We start from the raw sequence: 15,043 nt of genomic DNA, 5'->3' as shown, positions 1-15,043 counted from the left end.
TCGCTGATCCGGTAAGTGGTCTCCCTGCGCCATGATTAAAAGGCGCAGGGAGATCGTCTTCAGCCAACCATCGTCATCGTCGGCGTGGCAGCTTCGGGTGCCGCGAGGTACTTCGCATATTCCTTCGGCACCACATGCCAGAACTTCGGCAACGCCTTGTTCCACTCATGCAGCAGCAGGGCCGCGAACCGGCTGCTGGTTTCGCGTGCATGGGTTTCCACCAGACGCAGCAACTCGTCGTGCCAGCGCGCTTCGGTGACGCGGCTCCAGGTCAGCGTGTCCGGGTTGGCACGGATCTCGAAATCGTCGTCGCTGTCGTAGATGAACGCCATGCCACCGGTGAAGCCGGCACCGAAATTATCGCCGACCGGTCCCAGTACCACGACCGTACCGCCGGTCATGTATTCGCATCCGTTCGAGCCGCAACCTTCGACGACGGCGACCGCCCCCGAATTACGAACCGCGAACCGCTCTCCCGCCTGCCCGGCCGCATAGAGTGCGCCCGAGGTCGCCCCATACAGCACCGTGTTGCCGATGATCGCGTTGTGGTTGCTCACCAGCTGCGACGACGGCGGCTGGCGCACGACGATGGTCGCCCCGGACAGGCCCTTGCCGACATAGTCGTTGGCATCGCCAATCACCTCGAGCTTCAGTCCCTTGACCGCGAAGGCCCCCAGCGACTGCCCGGCCGATCCTCGCAGCCGTACGGTCAGGTGATTGTGCGCCAGGGTTTCCTGGCCGAACCGGCGTACGATCCGGCTGGAGATCTTGGTGCCGATCGCGCGGTGGGTGTTCTGCACGTTGTAGTGCAGCTGCATCTTCTCGCCATGCTCGAACAGCGGCTTGGCGTCGGCAATCATCTGCGCGTCCAGCGTCTCCGGCACCTCGTTGCGTCCCTCGCGGGTGCAGTAGCGGGCATGCGTTCCCGGATCGGCCTGTGCCAGCAACGGGTTCAGGTCGAGGTCGTCGAGATAATCGGCGCCCCGGCTTACCTGGTGCAGCAGGTCGGTGCGGCCGATGATCTCGTTCAGCGTGCGGACGCCGAGCGACGCCAGGATATTGCGGACATCCTCGGCGATGAACGAGAACAGGTTGATCACCTTCTCGGGCGTGCCTTCGAACTTCTCGCGCAGCTTGTCGTCCTGCGTGCACACCCCGACCGGGCAGGTGTTCGAATGGCACTGCCGCACCATGATGCAGCCCATCGCGACCAGACTGGCGGTGCCGATGCCGAACTCCTCCGCGCCGAGCATGGCGGCGATCACCACGTCGCGCCCGGTCTTTAGTCCCCCATCGGTGCGCAGCTTCACCCGGTGCCGCAGCCGGTTCAGCATCAGCACCTGATGCACCTCGGCCAGTCCCATCTCCCAGGGCAGGCCGGCATACTTGACCGACGTCTGCGGGCTGGCGCCGGTGCCGCCGGAGTGGCCCGAAATCAGGATGCAATCAGCCTTGGCCTTGGCCACGCCGGCGGCGATCGTGCCGATGCCGGATCGCGCCACCAGCTTCACGGTGACAGTCGCCTCCGGGTTGATCTGCTTCAGGTCGTAGATGAGCTGGGCAAGATCCTCGATCGAATAGATGTCGTGATGCGGCGGCGGCGAGATCAGCGTCACGCCGGGTGTCGAATGACGCAGCTTGGCGATCAGACCGGTCACCTTGAAGCCGGGAAGCTGCCCGCCCTCGCCCGGCTTGGCACCCTGCGCCATCTTGATCTCGATCTCGCGGCAATCGTTGAGATACTGCGCGGTCACGCCGAACCGTCCCGATCCAACCTGCTTGATCGCCGACGACGCATTGTCGCCGTTCGGACGCGGCTTGGACCGGGCGGGGTCCTCGCCACCCTCGCCAGAGTCCGACTTCGCGCCGATCCGGTTCATCGCGATCGACAGCGTCTCGTGCGCCTCCGGGCTCAGCGCGCCGAGCGAGATGCCGGGTGCCAGCAGGCGCTTCCTGATCTCGGTGATGCTTTCGACATCCTCGACCTGCACCGGAGCACGACCGCCACGGAAATCCAACAGGTCGCGCAGTGCCACCGGCGGCTGCCGGCGCACCGCATCCGCGTAACGGCGATAGGTGGTGAAGCTGTCGTTTGCGACGGCGGTCTGCAGCGTATGGATCAGGCCGCCATCGAACGCATGGACCTCGCCCAGCCGGCGAAGCTTGTAGAGCCCGCCAACAGGAAGCATAACCGCGTCCTCGCGCCATGCCGTCTCGTGGAAGCCGAGCACGTTGCGCGCCAGGCCGGACAGGCCAATCCCGGAAATACGCGACTGCATGCCAGGAAAGAACTCCGCCACCAGTGCGCGCGACAGCCCGATCGCCTCGAAATTATAGCCGCCGCGATAGGAGGCGATCACCGAGATGCCCATCTTGGACATGGTCTTCAGCAGGCCCTTGTCGATCGCCTTGCGATAGCGCTCGACCGCGGTGCGCAGCGGGATATCGCCGAACAGGCCGCGACGATGCCGGTCCGCGATGCTTTCCTGTGCCAGGTAGGCATTCACCGTGGTCGCACCCACGCCGATCATCACCGCGATTGCATGGACATCCAGCGACTCGGCCGTCCGCACATTGAGGCTGGTGAAGGTGCGCAGCGATGTCGCCACCAGATGCGTGTGCACCGCACCGGTCGCCAGGATCATCGGGATGTAGGCCTGGTCCGGCCCCTGTTTCTCGTCGGTCAGGAACACATGCGTGCAGCCTTCGCGGACGCGCTCCTCTGCCTCGCGGCGAATGCGGGTCAGTGCCTCGCGCAGTCCGGCCTCGCCGTTGGCGGCCGGAAAGGTGCAATCGATGACGCAGGCGCTGGTGCCCAGGAACTGCAGCAGCGCCTCGTATTCGCCGCTGGTCAGCACCGGGCTGTCGAGCTGCAGCAGTTCGCACTGGCTGCCGTCCTCGTCGAGAACGTTGCCGAGATTGCCGAGCCGGGTGACCAGGCTCATCACCCGGGTCTCGCGCAGGCTGTCGATCGGCGGGTTGGTGACCTGGCTGAACGCCTGCCGGAAATAATGGGCAAGGCCGCGATACCGCTCGGACAACACCGCGAGCGGCGTATCGTCGCCCATGCTGCCGATCGCCTCGGATCCATCCGATACCATCGGATGCAGGATCATCTCGAGTTCCTCGAGCGTGGTGCCGACCGCGGTCTGGCGCCGGCGCAGTTCCTCTCCGGTCCAGTAGGTCGGCTCGATGGAATCGCTGCGCACGATCCGGTCGATCTTGTTGATCCGGGTGACCCAGCCCTCGAAGTCCTGACGGGCCGATAACACATCGAGCAGTTCGTCGGCGCCGTACAGCCGGCTCTCGTCGAGGTCGAGCGCGATGGTCTGGCCTGGCCCGAGGCGGCCGCGGCTGACGATGTCGGGCTCGGGGATCTTGACCATGCCGGTCTCGGACCCGACCACCAGCATCTGGCTCGACGTGATGGTGTAGCGCAGCGGACGCAAACCATTGCGATCCAGACCCGCGATTACCCAGCGCCCGTCCGTGCCGCAGATCGCGGCTGGGCCATCCCACGGCTCCATGACGGCGTTGCAGTACTGGAACATCGCGTTGTGCGCGGGCTTGGTCTGCCCCGGCTGCGCGATCGCGGCCGGCACCAGCAGCGCCTTGGCCATCGGCGCATCGCGGCCGGTGAAGGTCAGCAGCTCGAACACGTTGTCCAGCGTTGCGGTATCGGAACCACCGACCTGGATCACCGGCTTGATGTCGTCCATGAACGGATCGAGCACCGGATCGGCGAGCCTGGTCTCGTGGCTCTTCATCCAGTTGGTGTTGCCGGACACCGTGTTGATTTCGCCATTATGCGCAAGCTTGCGGAACGGCTGCGCCAGCTTCCAGGTCGGGAAGGTGTTAGTCGAATAGCGCTGGTGATAGATCGCGAACCGGCTCACGAAACGCTGGTCGAGCAGGTCCGGATAGAAGTCGGTCAGGTTCTCGGCGAGGAACATGCCCTTGTAGATCAACGACCGGCAGGACAGCGAGCAGATGTAGAACTCGCCGATCTGCGCCGCGATCACCTGCTTCTCGATACGCCGGCGGATCACGTACAGGTCGCGCTCGAAATCGACATCGGCGGATCCGCGCGTGTTGCGAATCATGATCTGCTCGATCTCGGGCCGGGTCGCGTTGGCCTTCTCGCCGATGCAGGCAGTGTCGATCGGAACCTGCCGCCAGCCATAGATGCCGTAGCCGAACGCCAGGATCTCGGTCTCGACGATCTGCCGGCAACGCTCCTGCGCACCGAGATCGGTCTTGGGCAGGAACACCTGCCCGACCGCGATCAGGCTGCCGTCCGGGTTATTGCCGGTGCGGCTGATCGCGTCGGCAAAAAAGTCCTGCGGGATCTCGATATGGATGCCGGCACCGTCACCGGTCTTGCCGTCCGCATCCACCGCGCCGCGATGCCATACCGCGCGCAGGGCGGCGATCCCGGCCTCGACGATGTCGCGCCGCCGCTTGCCGTCGAGTGCCGCCACCAGCCCGACGCCGCAGGCATCGTGCTCCATCGATGCGTCGTAGGTCTGCGCAAGAATCTTGGCGTTCTCGGCCCACGCGGTGACGAACTGCTCGCCGCTCTCGGTCGAGATGTCCATGATGTCAATCCTGTCGGTCATGGTGACGCCCTCACTCGGCCGCAACGGAGAGCGGCTGCTCGGCGCGCGCTCCCATCCAGCGATGCATCTGTGCCGCGGCGTCGCGCCCGTCGCGGATCGCCCACACCACCAGGCTGGCGCCGCGAACGATGTCGCCGGCCGCGAACACGCCTGGCAGGCTGGTCATGAAGGTCTTCTGGCCGACCTTCAGCGTGCCCCAGCGGGACACCTCGAGCGCCGGCTCGCCCCACAGTGTCGGCAGCTCCTCCGGGTCGAAGCCCAGCGCCTTGATGACGATGTCTGCTTCCAGGGTGAAGCCGCTCTGCTCGACGGCATCGACGGATTGTCGTCCGGATGCATCGGGCAGGCCGAGCTTCATGCGCACGGCACGAACGCCGGTGACCATGTCGTCGCCCAGGAACGCCTCGGGCGCCGCCAGCCAGACGAACTCGACGCCTTCCTCCTCGGCGTTCTTCACCTCGCGCAGCGATCCCGGCATGTTGGCGCGGTCGCGGCGATACAGGCACTTTACCGACTTGGCACCCTGGCGGACAGCGGTGCGGACGCAATCCATGGCGGTATCGCCGCCACCGATCACCACGACGTTCTTCCCGGCTGCATTCAGCAACCCGCTATCAAACTCGGGCACGTCGTCGCCGAGCGAGCGCCGGTTCGAGACGGTGAGGTAGTCGAGTGCCTTGACGATCCCGGGCAGCCCGGAGCCCGGCCCGCCCAGTTCGCGCGACTTGTAGACACCGGCTGCGATCAGGACCGCATCGTGCCGGTGCCGCAGGGTCGCGAACGAGATTTCGGTGTCGCTGTCTTCGGTGGCGACACCCTTGCCCAGGTGGAATTCGATCGCACCCTCGGCCAGCAAGGCATGGCGACGCAGCACGATGTCCTTCTCGAGCTTGAAGCCCGGGATGCCGTAGATCATCAGCCCGCCGACGCGGTCGTAGCGATCGTAGACATGGACCTGGTAGCCCTGCTTGCGGAGTTGCTCCGCGGCCGCCAGCCCGCCTGGACCAGCGCCGATGATACCCACCGACTCCCGACGCTCCTGTCTCGGCCGGACCGGCTTCACCCAGCCCTGCTCCCAGGCATTGTCGGTGATGAAGCGTTCCACCGCGCCGATGGTGACGCTCTCGAACCCCTTCTCGATAACGCAGTTGCCTTCGCAGAGACGATCCTGCGGACAGATCCGGCCGCAGATCTCGGGGAAGTTGTTGGTCGCCGAGCTGACCTCGTAAGCCTCCTCGAGGCGGCCTTCCGCGGTGAGCTTCAACCAGTCCGGGATGTGGTTCGAAAGCGGGCAGTGCACCGAACAGAACGGTACGCCACACTGGGAGCAACGGCTCGATTGCACTTCGGCCTGAGGGATATCGAAGTCACGATAGATCTCGTCGAAATCGTGCCGACGCTCGGCGGCGACCCGCTTATCCGGCTGGTGCTGATGCACCGACACGAACTGCAGCATCCGATCGACCATGGCATATCCCCTAGTAGTTCATGCTCCCACACCGGACGCCGGGGCTGCACCACCATAACGGAGACAAAACGCTACATAAAAGACAGTATTGCTGCCATTCTTGGGATATTCGGGCCGGCAAGCATTAAAATCTGATCCAACTAGGCGAAAACAAGGTCCGTTTCGGCCCTAGTCTAGTCGAGCTCTTCCTTGCGCCCGCCGCCTGGCCGGTAGCGGGCGATATAAGACGGCACCACAAGCTCGACCGGTGTCGGCACGATACCCAGCGTTTCCAGGTCAGCTGCTCCGGCCGCAACGACATTGTCGCGGGAGAGCATCGCCAGCTGGTCTCGGGTCAATGGCTTGCCCGGCACATGCTCCAGCAGGGCCGCCTGGATGCGGGCCAGTCCCATCGGCACCGATATCAGCGGGCGCTTGCGATGCATCTCCGCCAGCATCCAGGCCAGCAGCTCACGGAAGCTCCAGACCCTGGGCCCGCCGAGCTCATACAGACCGCCACCCGGTGCATTCTCCTGCACCACCGCCCGCACCGCGTCGGCGACGTCGCCTGCATAGACCGGCTGCAACTTCGTCTCGCCGCTGAACACCGGCATGATCGGCGACAACCTGGCCATCGCGCCGAACCGGTTGAAGAACGCGTCCTCCGGACCGAACACCACCGACGGGCGCAGGATCGTGGCACTCGGGAATGCGGCCCGCACGGCCGCCTCGCCGCCCGCCTTGCTCTTTCCGTAAGCGCTGGGACTGTCTGGATCGGCACCGATCGCCGACATCTGGACCAGGCGGGTCGTGCCCGCGACAGCGGCGAGCCTTGCGATCCGGCCAGCGCCTTCCTCGTGCACGCGCCGGAAGTCGCCACGGCGGGCCTCGGCCAGGATGCCGACCAGGTTGACGACGATATCGGTGCCCTCGAGTGCACGTGCCACCGATGCCTCGTCGGCAAGTGACGCGAACATCGGCACGACCTGCCCGACCCGTCCCATCATCCGTAATGCATTGGCACTGGCGGTGTGACGCGCGGCGACACGCACCACATGGCCATCGGCTGCCAGCCGCCGGACGATGTAGCGCCCCAGGAAGCCGGAGCCGCCGAACACCGTCGCTACGCTGCGGGTTGCCATTCGTATTCGATCCTCATGCCTCGCCAACACTATAGGCGGCAAGGCGCAAGCCTCAAGCCACGCCGGGACATCCAGTTCAAGCGTCGCCGCATCGCCGTCGCGGCATTGCGCACCTTCATGCGCGCAGCCAGTTGACGGCACCCTTGCGCCCCGTTACATCGCCGCTACCACCCGCGGATCGGTTGTTTCGCGGTTGCCCCTTGAGCCCAGGTGGCGGAATTGGTAGACGCGCAGGTTTCAGGTATCTGTGGCCGCAAGGTCGTGGAAGTTCGAGTCTTCTCCTGGGCACCAACGGACGTTCGACATCCCGGCCAGTGGTCGGGATGGTCGACCGATCACTCACCCGACATATTGCAAGACGCTGACTCTTCAGGCGGCTTCCCGGTCGGAAGACGTTGATTTCAAGCGAATTCCCGGTCGGAAGTCGTGGAACCGAAACCATGAGCGTCACGCAATTCATGCCGAACGCGACGATCCACCTGCATCAGGGCGACCTTCCGGACGGCATCTCTCTCGGTGCCTCCGTTGCCGTCGATACCGAGACCATGGGTCTCGAACCGCACCGCGACCGTCTCTGTCTGGTGCAGCTCTCCGCCGGCGACGGCACCGCGCACCTGGTCCAGATCATACCATCCCGGCTGGGTGGACATGGCGCCGACTGTCCGAACCTGAAGCGGCTGATGTCTGATACCGGCGTGGTGAAGCTGATGCATTTCGCACGGTTCGACGTGGCCATCCTTCAGCATGCACTCGGCATCACGGTAGCGCCGATCAAGTGCACGAAGATCGCCGCCAAGCTGGTGCGCACCTTCACCGACCGGCACGGCCTCGCCCAGTTGTCGCGCGAACTGCTCGGCGTCGAGATGAGCAAGCAGCAGCAGACCTCCGACTGGGGCGCACGCGACCTCTCGCCGGAACAACTGGCCTATGCTGCATCGGACGTCCTGCACCTGCATGCACTGTGGTCTCGCCTGGAAGCTCTGCTAATACGCGAACAGCGGCTCGATCTGGCCGAGGCCTGCTTCGCCTTCATGCCGGCCCGCGCCAGGCTCGACCTGCTGGGCTACGAGGTTCCGGATATCTTCGCGCACTGAATCCCGCTTGCGCGTAGGTTCGGTTGACGCCGCACGACCCCGATGTCCATACAAGCCTGCTCCTGACAGCCGGGCCAAGGACCGGTCGAACCATGCCCCGCGGCCTGTGGAGATCGTACACGCCTTGAACAGTATGACATCGATTGCAGGTGAATTCGGGATGGTCCGGCGCGCCGCGACCCCCTCGAGACGCGTGCATCGTGTCGCGGGAACCGGTCGATGACCTCTCGTCCGACACTGCGCACCGGCCGGCAGCCGGGTTCCCCAGATAGCGGCACCGGGCACCCGCTCATTCCCGATCCCGGATCGCCGGTATCCGGCGGGACGAGCACGTCTGCGGATGCCGCCGACGCGCTCCAGCCGAGTGCGACCGTCGCACGCCGGCGGCTCAGCATAGAACAGAACCAGCGCGGCTTTCGTCGCGTTCCGAACTCCAGCGAGATCGCCCGCCGCCGCAGGTTGCTCCGGTGGACCAAATGGGTGCTCCCGGTTGCGGCGCTGTTGCTGCTGGTGTCGATCGCGACTTGGCCGGAGCTGGACCGTTCGATGAACAGTGCGCGTCTGGGCCTCAAGCAGGCGTCCCATGTGCAGGTGGATAGCGGGCGGATGCTCGGCGCCCGGTATCACGGGCTGGACAGTCACGACCGGCCGTACATGATCACGTCCGACGAGGCGCAGCAGGTCGCCGGCACTGTGCAGAAGACGGCACCGGGCACTCCTGTCTCCAAGAGCGACGATCGCGTCAACCTGACCAGGCCGATCGCGGACTCGCTGGATCAGTCCGGGAACTGGACCAGGATCAGTGCCCAGGCCGGCGTCTACATGCAGCACGGCCAGCTTCTCGACCTCAGCCGCGACGTCATGCTGTATCGCGATGACGGCATCATGATGACCAGCCCGGTCGCCGGCCTCGATCTCCGGAGCGGCGTCGTGGCCTCCGATGACTGGGTGCATGCGGAAGGCCCGTTCGGCGTGCTGGACGCACAGGGGTTTCTCATCTCCCAGCGGGATGGGCTCGCACAGTTTCGCGGGCCGGCCCGGCTGGTCCTGAACGACGACCGGGTGGCACGGCCGGCCACCGAGACCCAACCCGCCAAGACCTTGGCCGCCGGAGCGACGCGATGAGTTTGGCCAGAACACGGGCCATGGCCCGGACGGCAGCCGCATTTGCGGCGATGATGCTGTTCGCCGGTCATGCACGGGCGCAGCAGATCGACCTGTCGCATGGCGGGCAGATCACGGTGACGGCGCTGGGTGGCTTCGACTGGGATCAGAAACTCCAGACGGTGACGGCCTACGGCAGCGCCCAGGCGGTGCGCGGAGGCGTGACCATCACCGCGGACCGGCTGGTCGCCTATTACCGCAAGAAGGCCGGCGTCGCCGCTACCCCCGCGACAGCCATCTCGCCTGCCCCTTCGCCGACGCCGACGCCGAACCCCACGCCGGAAAACCCCACCGGAGCGCCGCCCGCCGATGCCAAGGCCGCCAACGGCAGCACGATCATGCCCGGCGGGGACACGTCGGCGACCGAGATCTACCGGATCGTCGCGATCGGCCACGTACACATCTTTACCGCGACCCAGCAGGCGTTCGGTGACCATGGGATCTATGACATCGACCAGGCGGTCATGGTGCTGACCGGCCACGATCTGCGGCTGATCACGCCGCAGGATGTGCTCACCGCGCGCGACCAGATGGAATACGGATCGCAGACGCGCATCTCTGTCGGCCGCGGCGACGCCGTCGTCACCACCAACGATGGCCGGCGCATCCGGGCCGACGTGCTGGTCGGCTACAGCGCGCCGCCGGGAGCCCAGCCTGCCGGAGTGAAGCCTGCCGGTGTAAAGCCGGCCGGCAACGGCCAGGACCCGATCGGCAGCAGCGGCAAACTGGAGAAGGTCAATGCGTTCGGGAACGTCATCGTCCGCACCCAGACCGAGACCGTGCGCGGTGATCGCGGCGTATACGTGCCGGACACCGGAATTGCGCGCATAGTAGGAAACGTCCACATCACCCGTGGCCAGAACCAGTTGAACGGGGCCGCCGCCATCGTGAACATGCATACCGGTATCGCGACCCTGAGCGAGGATCCCGGCGCTCGCGTCCAGGGCCTGATCGTGCCCAACGAGGCGCAGGACGCGCCGCCGAAGGTGCCGGCCAGGGCGTCAGCCACGCCATGAACGAGATCAAGCCGCGCGCCGGCCACGCTGCCGGCACCGTCGCGCACGCGACGGATGGCCTGCACGCCCACGCCGTCGGCAAGACCTACAAGAAGCGCGAAGTGGTTCAGAACGTTTCGGTCAGCGTTCGTCGCGGCGAGGCGGTCGGGCTGCTCGGGCCGAACGGCGCCGGCAAGACCACCACGTTCTACATGATCGTCGGCTTGGTCCAGCCGGATACCGGCTCGATCAGCCTGGACGGTGCCGACATCACCCAGTTGCCGATGTACCGGCGGGCGCGGCTCGGCATCGGCTACCTGCCGCAGGAAGCCAGCATCTTCCGTGGCCTGAATGTCGAGCAGAACATCATGGCAGCACTCGAGGTGGTCGAACCCGACCCGGACCGGCGCGACACCATGCTGGATGGGCTGCTGGCCGAGTTCGGCATCGGCCACCTGCGCCGGTCGCCGTCCCTCGCCCTCTCAGGCGGCGAGCGACGACGCCTCGAAATCGCCCGCGCACTGGCCAGCCAGCCGAACTACATCCTGCTCGACGAGCCACTGGCGGGCATCGATCCGATCGCGGTCGGCGAGATCCGCGATCTCGTATCGCACCTGAAACATCGGGGCATCGGCGTGCTGATCACCGATCATAACGTACGCGAGACGCTCGAGATCATCGACCGTGCCTACATCATGCACGGCGGCCAGATGCTGATGGAGGGTGTGCCGGAGGAGGTGGTCGCGAACGAGGACGTACGGCGCGTCTACCTCGGGGAAAGATTTTCGTTGTAGCGTACGGTCATGGCAATTGGACCCCGGCTGGAGCTAAGGCAGACGCAGAACCTGGTCATGACGCCGCAGTTGCGTCAGGCCATCAAGCTCCTCCAGTTCTCGAATTTCGAGGTCGCCGCATTCATCGAGGAAGAGCTCGAGCGCAATCCCCTGCTCGAACGCGACGAACGGATCGACATCCCGCCCGAACGCCCGGCGCTCGACCAGCGTGTCGACGATCGTACCGCCGCTTCCGCCGAGCCGGTCCCCACCGACCTCCTGGTCTCCGGCGATACGCTGCCGAGCGATCAACAGGCGCCGCTCGATAACGACCACGCGGAGCAGTTCGACGACGGCCCCTACGATGGGGGCTACCAGGATGACGGCGGCGGTACGGACCGCAGCGACTGGGGGATGGGACGCGGCGCGTCCTCGGCCGGCAACCCGGAGGGGCTCGACGGCGTCGCGCAACTGGTCGCGCACGCGCGTACGCTGCGCGAGCACCTGAGCGAGCAGCTGCGGCTGGCGTTCGACGATCCGGCCGAACGACTGATCGGCGCGCACCTGATCGCGCTGCTCGATGGCGCCGGACGGGTGCTTGTCGGTGATGCCGCGCTCGCGCAGGCGCTTGGCACCAGCGAGGAGCTGGTGACATCGGTGCGGGCGAGGATGATGCGCTTCGATCCGGCCGGCATCTTCGCGTTCGACCTGAAGGGCTGCCTGGCAGCCCAGCTCGCCGATCGCAACCGGCTCGACCCGGCCATGGTGGCACTGCTCGACAATCTGGAGCTGCTGGGCCGGCGAGAGCTCAGGCGCCTGCAGGCGGTGTGCGAGGTCGATGCCGAGGATCTCGCGGAGATGATTGCCGAGATCAAGGCGCTCGATCCGAAGCCCGGCGCCAGCTTCGACGTCACGCCGGCGCTGCCGATCGTGCCGGACGTGCTGATGCGCGCGGCCCCCGGCGGCGACTGGCTGCTGGAGCTGAACCCGGACACCATGCCGCGGCTGCTCGTGTCGGAGGCGTTCCACGCCAAGGTGTTGTTGCGCTCGCCGAAGGAGGACCGCGCCTTCCTGTCCGAGAAGCTGGCCAGCGCCAACTGGCTGGTGAAATCGCTGCACCAGCGCGCGCAGACGATCCTGAAGGTCTCCAGCGAGGTGATGCGGCAGCAGGAGGCGTTCCTGCGTCGGGGCGTCGGGCATCTACGCCCGCTGATCCTGCGCGACATCGCCGAGGCGGTGGAGATGCATGAAAGCACCGTCAGCCGGGTCACGGCCAACAAGTACATCTCGACCCCGCGTGGCCTTTTCGAACTGAAATACTTTTTCACAGCCGCGATCTCCGGGACCGCCGGTGGCGAGAGCCATAGCGCCGAGGCCGTACGATACCGGATCAGGGGCATGGTGGCGGCTGAAACACTCCAGACCATCCTGTCGGATGACGCGATCGTTGCTGCCCTCCGACGGGAAGGCGTGGACATCGCCCGTCGGACCGTGGCCAAATATCGCGACGCCCTCCGGATCCCGAGTTCCGTGCAGCGCAAGAGGGACAAGTCCCTCCCTGCCTGACGCGACCCGGACCCCGGTCGAGCTTCCTCGAGCGGAGCGAACACCGCATGCAGATCAGCGTCGCCGGCAAGCAGATCGACCTCTCGGACGCGCTCCGAACCCGCGTCACGATGCATCTGGATACGATTGCCGAGAAGTATTTCGACCATGCGCTCGAGGCGAGCGTGACCTTTGGACGGGCACGCAGCTTCTTCACCTGCGACATCAACGTCCATGCCGCGCGCGGCCTGGTGGTCCGGGGCGAGGGCGAAGCAGCCGACGCGCATGGCGCATTCGACGACGCAGCCGAGCATATCGCGAAGCGGCTCAGGCGCTACAGGCGGCGGGTCAACGAACACTCCCGGGATCTGGCGCAGCGCCGGCCGGAAGTAGGCCGTCAATACATCCTGCGGCAGGAGGAGGACGTTCGCGGAGCCTCTGCCGAGACCGTATCGGCGCTACCCGCCCCGCAGACCTACGCCACGATCATCGCCGAACAGGAAACGCAGATTGCGACACTGACGGTCGGTGAAGCGGTCATGCAGCTCGATCTGGCCGATCGCACCGTGCTGATGTTCCGCAACAGTGCCAGCGGCGGCATCAACGTGGTGTATCGCCGTCCCGACGGCCATATCGGGTGGCTCGACCCCGACCCGTCCACCCACTGATCGATCCCGGGAGCGCGCTTCGGCAGGCCCGGAAGCGCGCTTTCGGATCTGCCTAATGGACCAGCGCCGGTACCATCTCGTGCTGCCGGATCGCTGCGAATGCCACGTCCCTGTCTCCGGTCAGCGCCATCGGCGTGCCGTCGGCCGCATGGATCGCGAATACCGCATTCCCGTCGACGACGACCGACTTGACATAGGCAAGCTGGGTCACGCCCAAAGCCAGAAGCTGGCTTGCCGTCAGATGACGGATATCCAGGGTGGCCAGTGAAAGCTCGTTCGAGTCCGTCGTGGTGGTGTCCATAATATTTGTCCTACGGCAGGTCACCGGCATCCCGTAACGGGCATGCGGATACCTCCGAAATCGCTGCTGAAATGTCAGTCTTCGGTCGGAACGGTCCTGATCACCCGTGGTGCCCTCGCCTGCACGACATCCGCGCTCGCCATGCGTCCGGGCTCACGTCCATGGTCCGGTCCCTTGGAGATCTCGATCCGCTTCACCCGAACCTCGGGCTGCGGTCGCGCGAGGTCGATATGCAGCAGGCCGCTATCGAGCCACGCGCCGGCGATCTCGATCCCTTCCGCGAGCACGAACGCCCGCTGGAATTGCCGTGCCGCGATGCCACGGTGCAGGAAGGTTCGACCCTGGGTGTCGTCGGACTGTCGCCCGCGAATGACCAGCTGGTTGTCTTCCTGGGTGATCTGGAGATCGTCCATGGAGAACCCGGCAACGGCAAGCGAGATTCGCAACCCGGTCGGGCCGGTCTGTTCGATGTTGTAGGGCGGATAGCCATCGGACGATGTCTTCGCCGCCCGCTCGAGCATCTGCTCGAGATGGTCGAAACCGAGGAACATCGGAGACGCGAAAAGTCTGCCGGACATGAATAGCCTCCTCCTGGGAGCGAGACGGAAAGCCCACGGCCCGAAGCACCATGGCCAATCCGATATGGCGATCGGCGGCCTGCTCTGCAAGCCATGGCGGTCAGTGTGCGCGATCCGGCCCTGGTGTATAGTCGCGTCGGTCGCTACATCGCCGCAATGAGCGATTTGCCACCATTTTCCGAGATGGCGACGGCCATCGAGCCGGCGACGATCCTGATCGCGCCGCACCCGATGCTTCGTCGCAAGACCAGGCCCGTGCGTCCCGAGGATGCGGCGACCCTCCGAGCCCTGCTGCCCGGCATGTGGGAGGCAATGTATCTCGCGCCGGGGATCGGGCTCGCCGCGCCGCAGGTCGGATTGGACCTCCGGTTCGCGATCGTCGACCTGATGGAAAACGAGACGAAGTCGCCGGTCACCCTCATCAATCCGGAGATCATCCGCGTCAGCGACCAGCTCTCGGCGCGCGAGGAAGGCTGCCTGTCCCTGCCCGGCCAGTATGCCGAGGTGATACGGCCGCTGACCGTGCGGGTGCGGTTCCAGGATCTGGATGGCAAGCGGCAGGAGCTCGACGCCGACGGGCTGCTGGCGACCTGCCTGCAGCACGAGATCGACCATCTCGATGGGGTGCTGTTCGTCGATCACCTGTCGACGCTGAAGCGCAACATGATCATGCGGCGCCTCGCCAAGGACCAGCGCCAGAAGTCGGATTGAGAGCGG

The 15,043-nt window shown here is 65.7% G+C and carries 12 protein-coding genes and 1 tRNA gene; 8 read left to right on the top strand and 5 right to left on the bottom strand.

Translation table 11 applies throughout. The annotated features are described in order from the left end of the window. Window positions 1–59: 59 nt before the first annotated feature. The 3 genes from gltB to HN018_RS10060 all read right to left on the bottom strand — a co-directional run bounded on the left by gltB (window position 60) and on the right by HN018_RS10060 (window position 7,208). Window positions 60–4,619, bottom strand: coding sequence for a glutamate synthase large subunit (gltB, locus tag HN018_RS10070; protein ID WP_239479189.1), 4,560 nt, complete (start codon window positions 4,617–4,619; stop codon window positions 60–62). Window positions 4,620–4,629: 10 nt separating this feature from the next. Continuing rightward, window positions 4,630–6,087 carry an NAD(P)-dependent oxidoreductase gene (locus HN018_RS10065; RefSeq protein ID WP_171833982.1) on the bottom strand — a complete coding sequence of 486 codons (1,458 nt, stop codon included), beginning with the start codon at window positions 6,085–6,087 and terminating at the stop codon, window positions 4,630–4,632. 173 nt (window positions 6,088–6,260) lie between these two features. Continuing rightward, window positions 6,261–7,208 carry a complex I NDUFA9 subunit family protein gene (locus tag HN018_RS10060; RefSeq protein ID WP_171833983.1) on the bottom strand — a complete coding sequence of 316 codons (948 nt, stop codon included), beginning with the start codon at window positions 7,206–7,208 and terminating at the stop codon, window positions 6,261–6,263. Between the two features lie 204 nt (window positions 7,209–7,412). Here HN018_RS10060 and HN018_RS10055 point away from each other — a divergent pair. The 7 genes from HN018_RS10055 to hpf all read left to right on the top strand — a co-directional run bounded on the left by HN018_RS10055 (window position 7,413) and on the right by hpf (window position 13,447). Further along, window positions 7,413–7,499, top strand: a tRNA-Leu gene (locus HN018_RS10055). Window positions 7,500–7,648: 149 nt separating this feature from the next. Then, a complete protein-coding gene (locus HN018_RS10050) occupies window positions 7,649–8,302 on the top strand; it encodes a ribonuclease D (RefSeq protein WP_171833984.1) in 654 nt (217 codons plus the stop codon). Between the two features lie 219 nt (window positions 8,303–8,521). Next, window positions 8,522–9,427 (top strand): LPS export ABC transporter periplasmic protein LptC, encoded by a 906-nt coding sequence (lptC, locus tag HN018_RS10045; RefSeq protein WP_171833985.1) that lies wholly within the window; start codon window positions 8,522–8,524, stop codon window positions 9,425–9,427. Further along, the gene (locus HN018_RS10040; RefSeq protein ID WP_408886774.1) at window positions 9,424–10,482 is read left to right on the top strand and encodes an LptA/OstA family protein; all 1,059 of its coding nucleotides are present in this window, start codon (window positions 9,424–9,426) and stop codon (window positions 10,480–10,482) included. Before lptC ends, HN018_RS10040 begins: the two co-directional genes overlap by 4 nt. Next, window positions 10,479–11,255 (top strand): LPS export ABC transporter ATP-binding protein, encoded by a 777-nt coding sequence (lptB, locus tag HN018_RS10035; RefSeq protein ID WP_171833986.1) that lies wholly within the window; start codon window positions 10,479–10,481, stop codon window positions 11,253–11,255. Before HN018_RS10040 ends, lptB begins: the two co-directional genes overlap by 4 nt. Before the next feature lie 9 nt (window positions 11,256–11,264). Further along, window positions 11,265–12,800 (top strand): RNA polymerase factor sigma-54, encoded by a 1,536-nt coding sequence (gene rpoN, locus HN018_RS10030; protein ID WP_171833987.1) that lies wholly within the window; start codon window positions 11,265–11,267, stop codon window positions 12,798–12,800. Window positions 12,801–12,847: 47 nt separating this feature from the next. Next, the gene (hpf, locus tag HN018_RS10025) at window positions 12,848–13,447 is read left to right on the top strand and encodes a ribosome hibernation-promoting factor, HPF/YfiA family (protein WP_171833988.1); all 600 of its coding nucleotides are present in this window, start codon (window positions 12,848–12,850) and stop codon (window positions 13,445–13,447) included. Between the two features lie 52 nt (window positions 13,448–13,499). Here hpf and HN018_RS10020 read toward each other — a convergent pair whose 3' ends face one another. Continuing rightward, window positions 13,500–13,748 (bottom strand): DUF1150 family protein, encoded by a 249-nt coding sequence (locus tag HN018_RS10020; RefSeq protein WP_171833989.1) that lies wholly within the window; start codon window positions 13,746–13,748, stop codon window positions 13,500–13,502. A gap of 74 nt (window positions 13,749–13,822) precedes the next feature. Next, window positions 13,823–14,326, bottom strand: a complete 504-nt coding sequence (locus tag HN018_RS10015) for an Hsp20 family protein (protein ID WP_171833990.1) — start codon at window positions 14,324–14,326, stop codon at window positions 13,823–13,825. Between the two features lie 156 nt (window positions 14,327–14,482). Between HN018_RS10015 and def the strand changes: the two genes are divergently transcribed. Further along, the gene (gene def, locus HN018_RS10010) at window positions 14,483–15,037 is read left to right on the top strand and encodes a peptide deformylase (protein ID WP_408886793.1); all 555 of its coding nucleotides are present in this window, start codon (window positions 14,483–14,485) and stop codon (window positions 15,035–15,037) included. Window positions 15,038–15,043 lie beyond the last annotated feature (6 nt).

Origin of the sequence: Lichenicola cladoniae, assembly GCF_013201075.1 — a bacterium.
GTDB lineage: Bacteria > Pseudomonadota > Alphaproteobacteria > Acetobacterales > Acetobacteraceae > Lichenicola > Lichenicola cladoniae.
The sequence above is the reverse complement of the archived record's forward strand: the minus strand, read 5'-3'. Positions and strand labels throughout refer to the sequence as shown.

Coding starts and splice junctions, on each gene's coding strand:
- gltB (WP_239479189.1), bottom strand. CDS start 4,619: ATGACCGACAGGATTGACATCATGGACATCTCGACCGAGAGCGGCGAG.
- HN018_RS10065 (WP_171833982.1), bottom strand. CDS start 6,087: ATGGTCGATCGGATGCTGCAGTTCGTGTCGGTGCATCAGCACCAGCCG.
- HN018_RS10060 (WP_171833983.1), bottom strand. CDS start 7,208: ATGGCAACCCGCAGCGTAGCGACGGTGTTCGGCGGCTCCGGCTTCCTG.
- HN018_RS10050 (WP_171833984.1), top strand. CDS start 7,649: ATGAGCGTCACGCAATTCATGCCGAACGCGACGATCCACCTGCATCAG.
- lptC (WP_171833985.1), top strand. CDS start 8,522: ATGACCTCTCGTCCGACACTGCGCACCGGCCGGCAGCCGGGTTCCCCA.
- HN018_RS10040 (WP_408886774.1), top strand. CDS start 9,424: ATGAGTTTGGCCAGAACACGGGCCATGGCCCGGACGGCAGCCGCATTT.
- lptB (WP_171833986.1), top strand. CDS start 10,479: ATGAACGAGATCAAGCCGCGCGCCGGCCACGCTGCCGGCACCGTCGCG.
- rpoN (WP_171833987.1), top strand. CDS start 11,265: ATGGCAATTGGACCCCGGCTGGAGCTAAGGCAGACGCAGAACCTGGTC.
- hpf (WP_171833988.1), top strand. CDS start 12,848: ATGCAGATCAGCGTCGCCGGCAAGCAGATCGACCTCTCGGACGCGCTC.
- HN018_RS10020 (WP_171833989.1), bottom strand. CDS start 13,748: ATGGACACCACCACGACGGACTCGAACGAGCTTTCACTGGCCACCCTG.
- HN018_RS10015 (WP_171833990.1), bottom strand. CDS start 14,326: ATGTCCGGCAGACTTTTCGCGTCTCCGATGTTCCTCGGTTTCGACCAT.
- def (WP_408886793.1), top strand. CDS start 14,483: ATGAGCGATTTGCCACCATTTTCCGAGATGGCGACGGCCATCGAGCCG.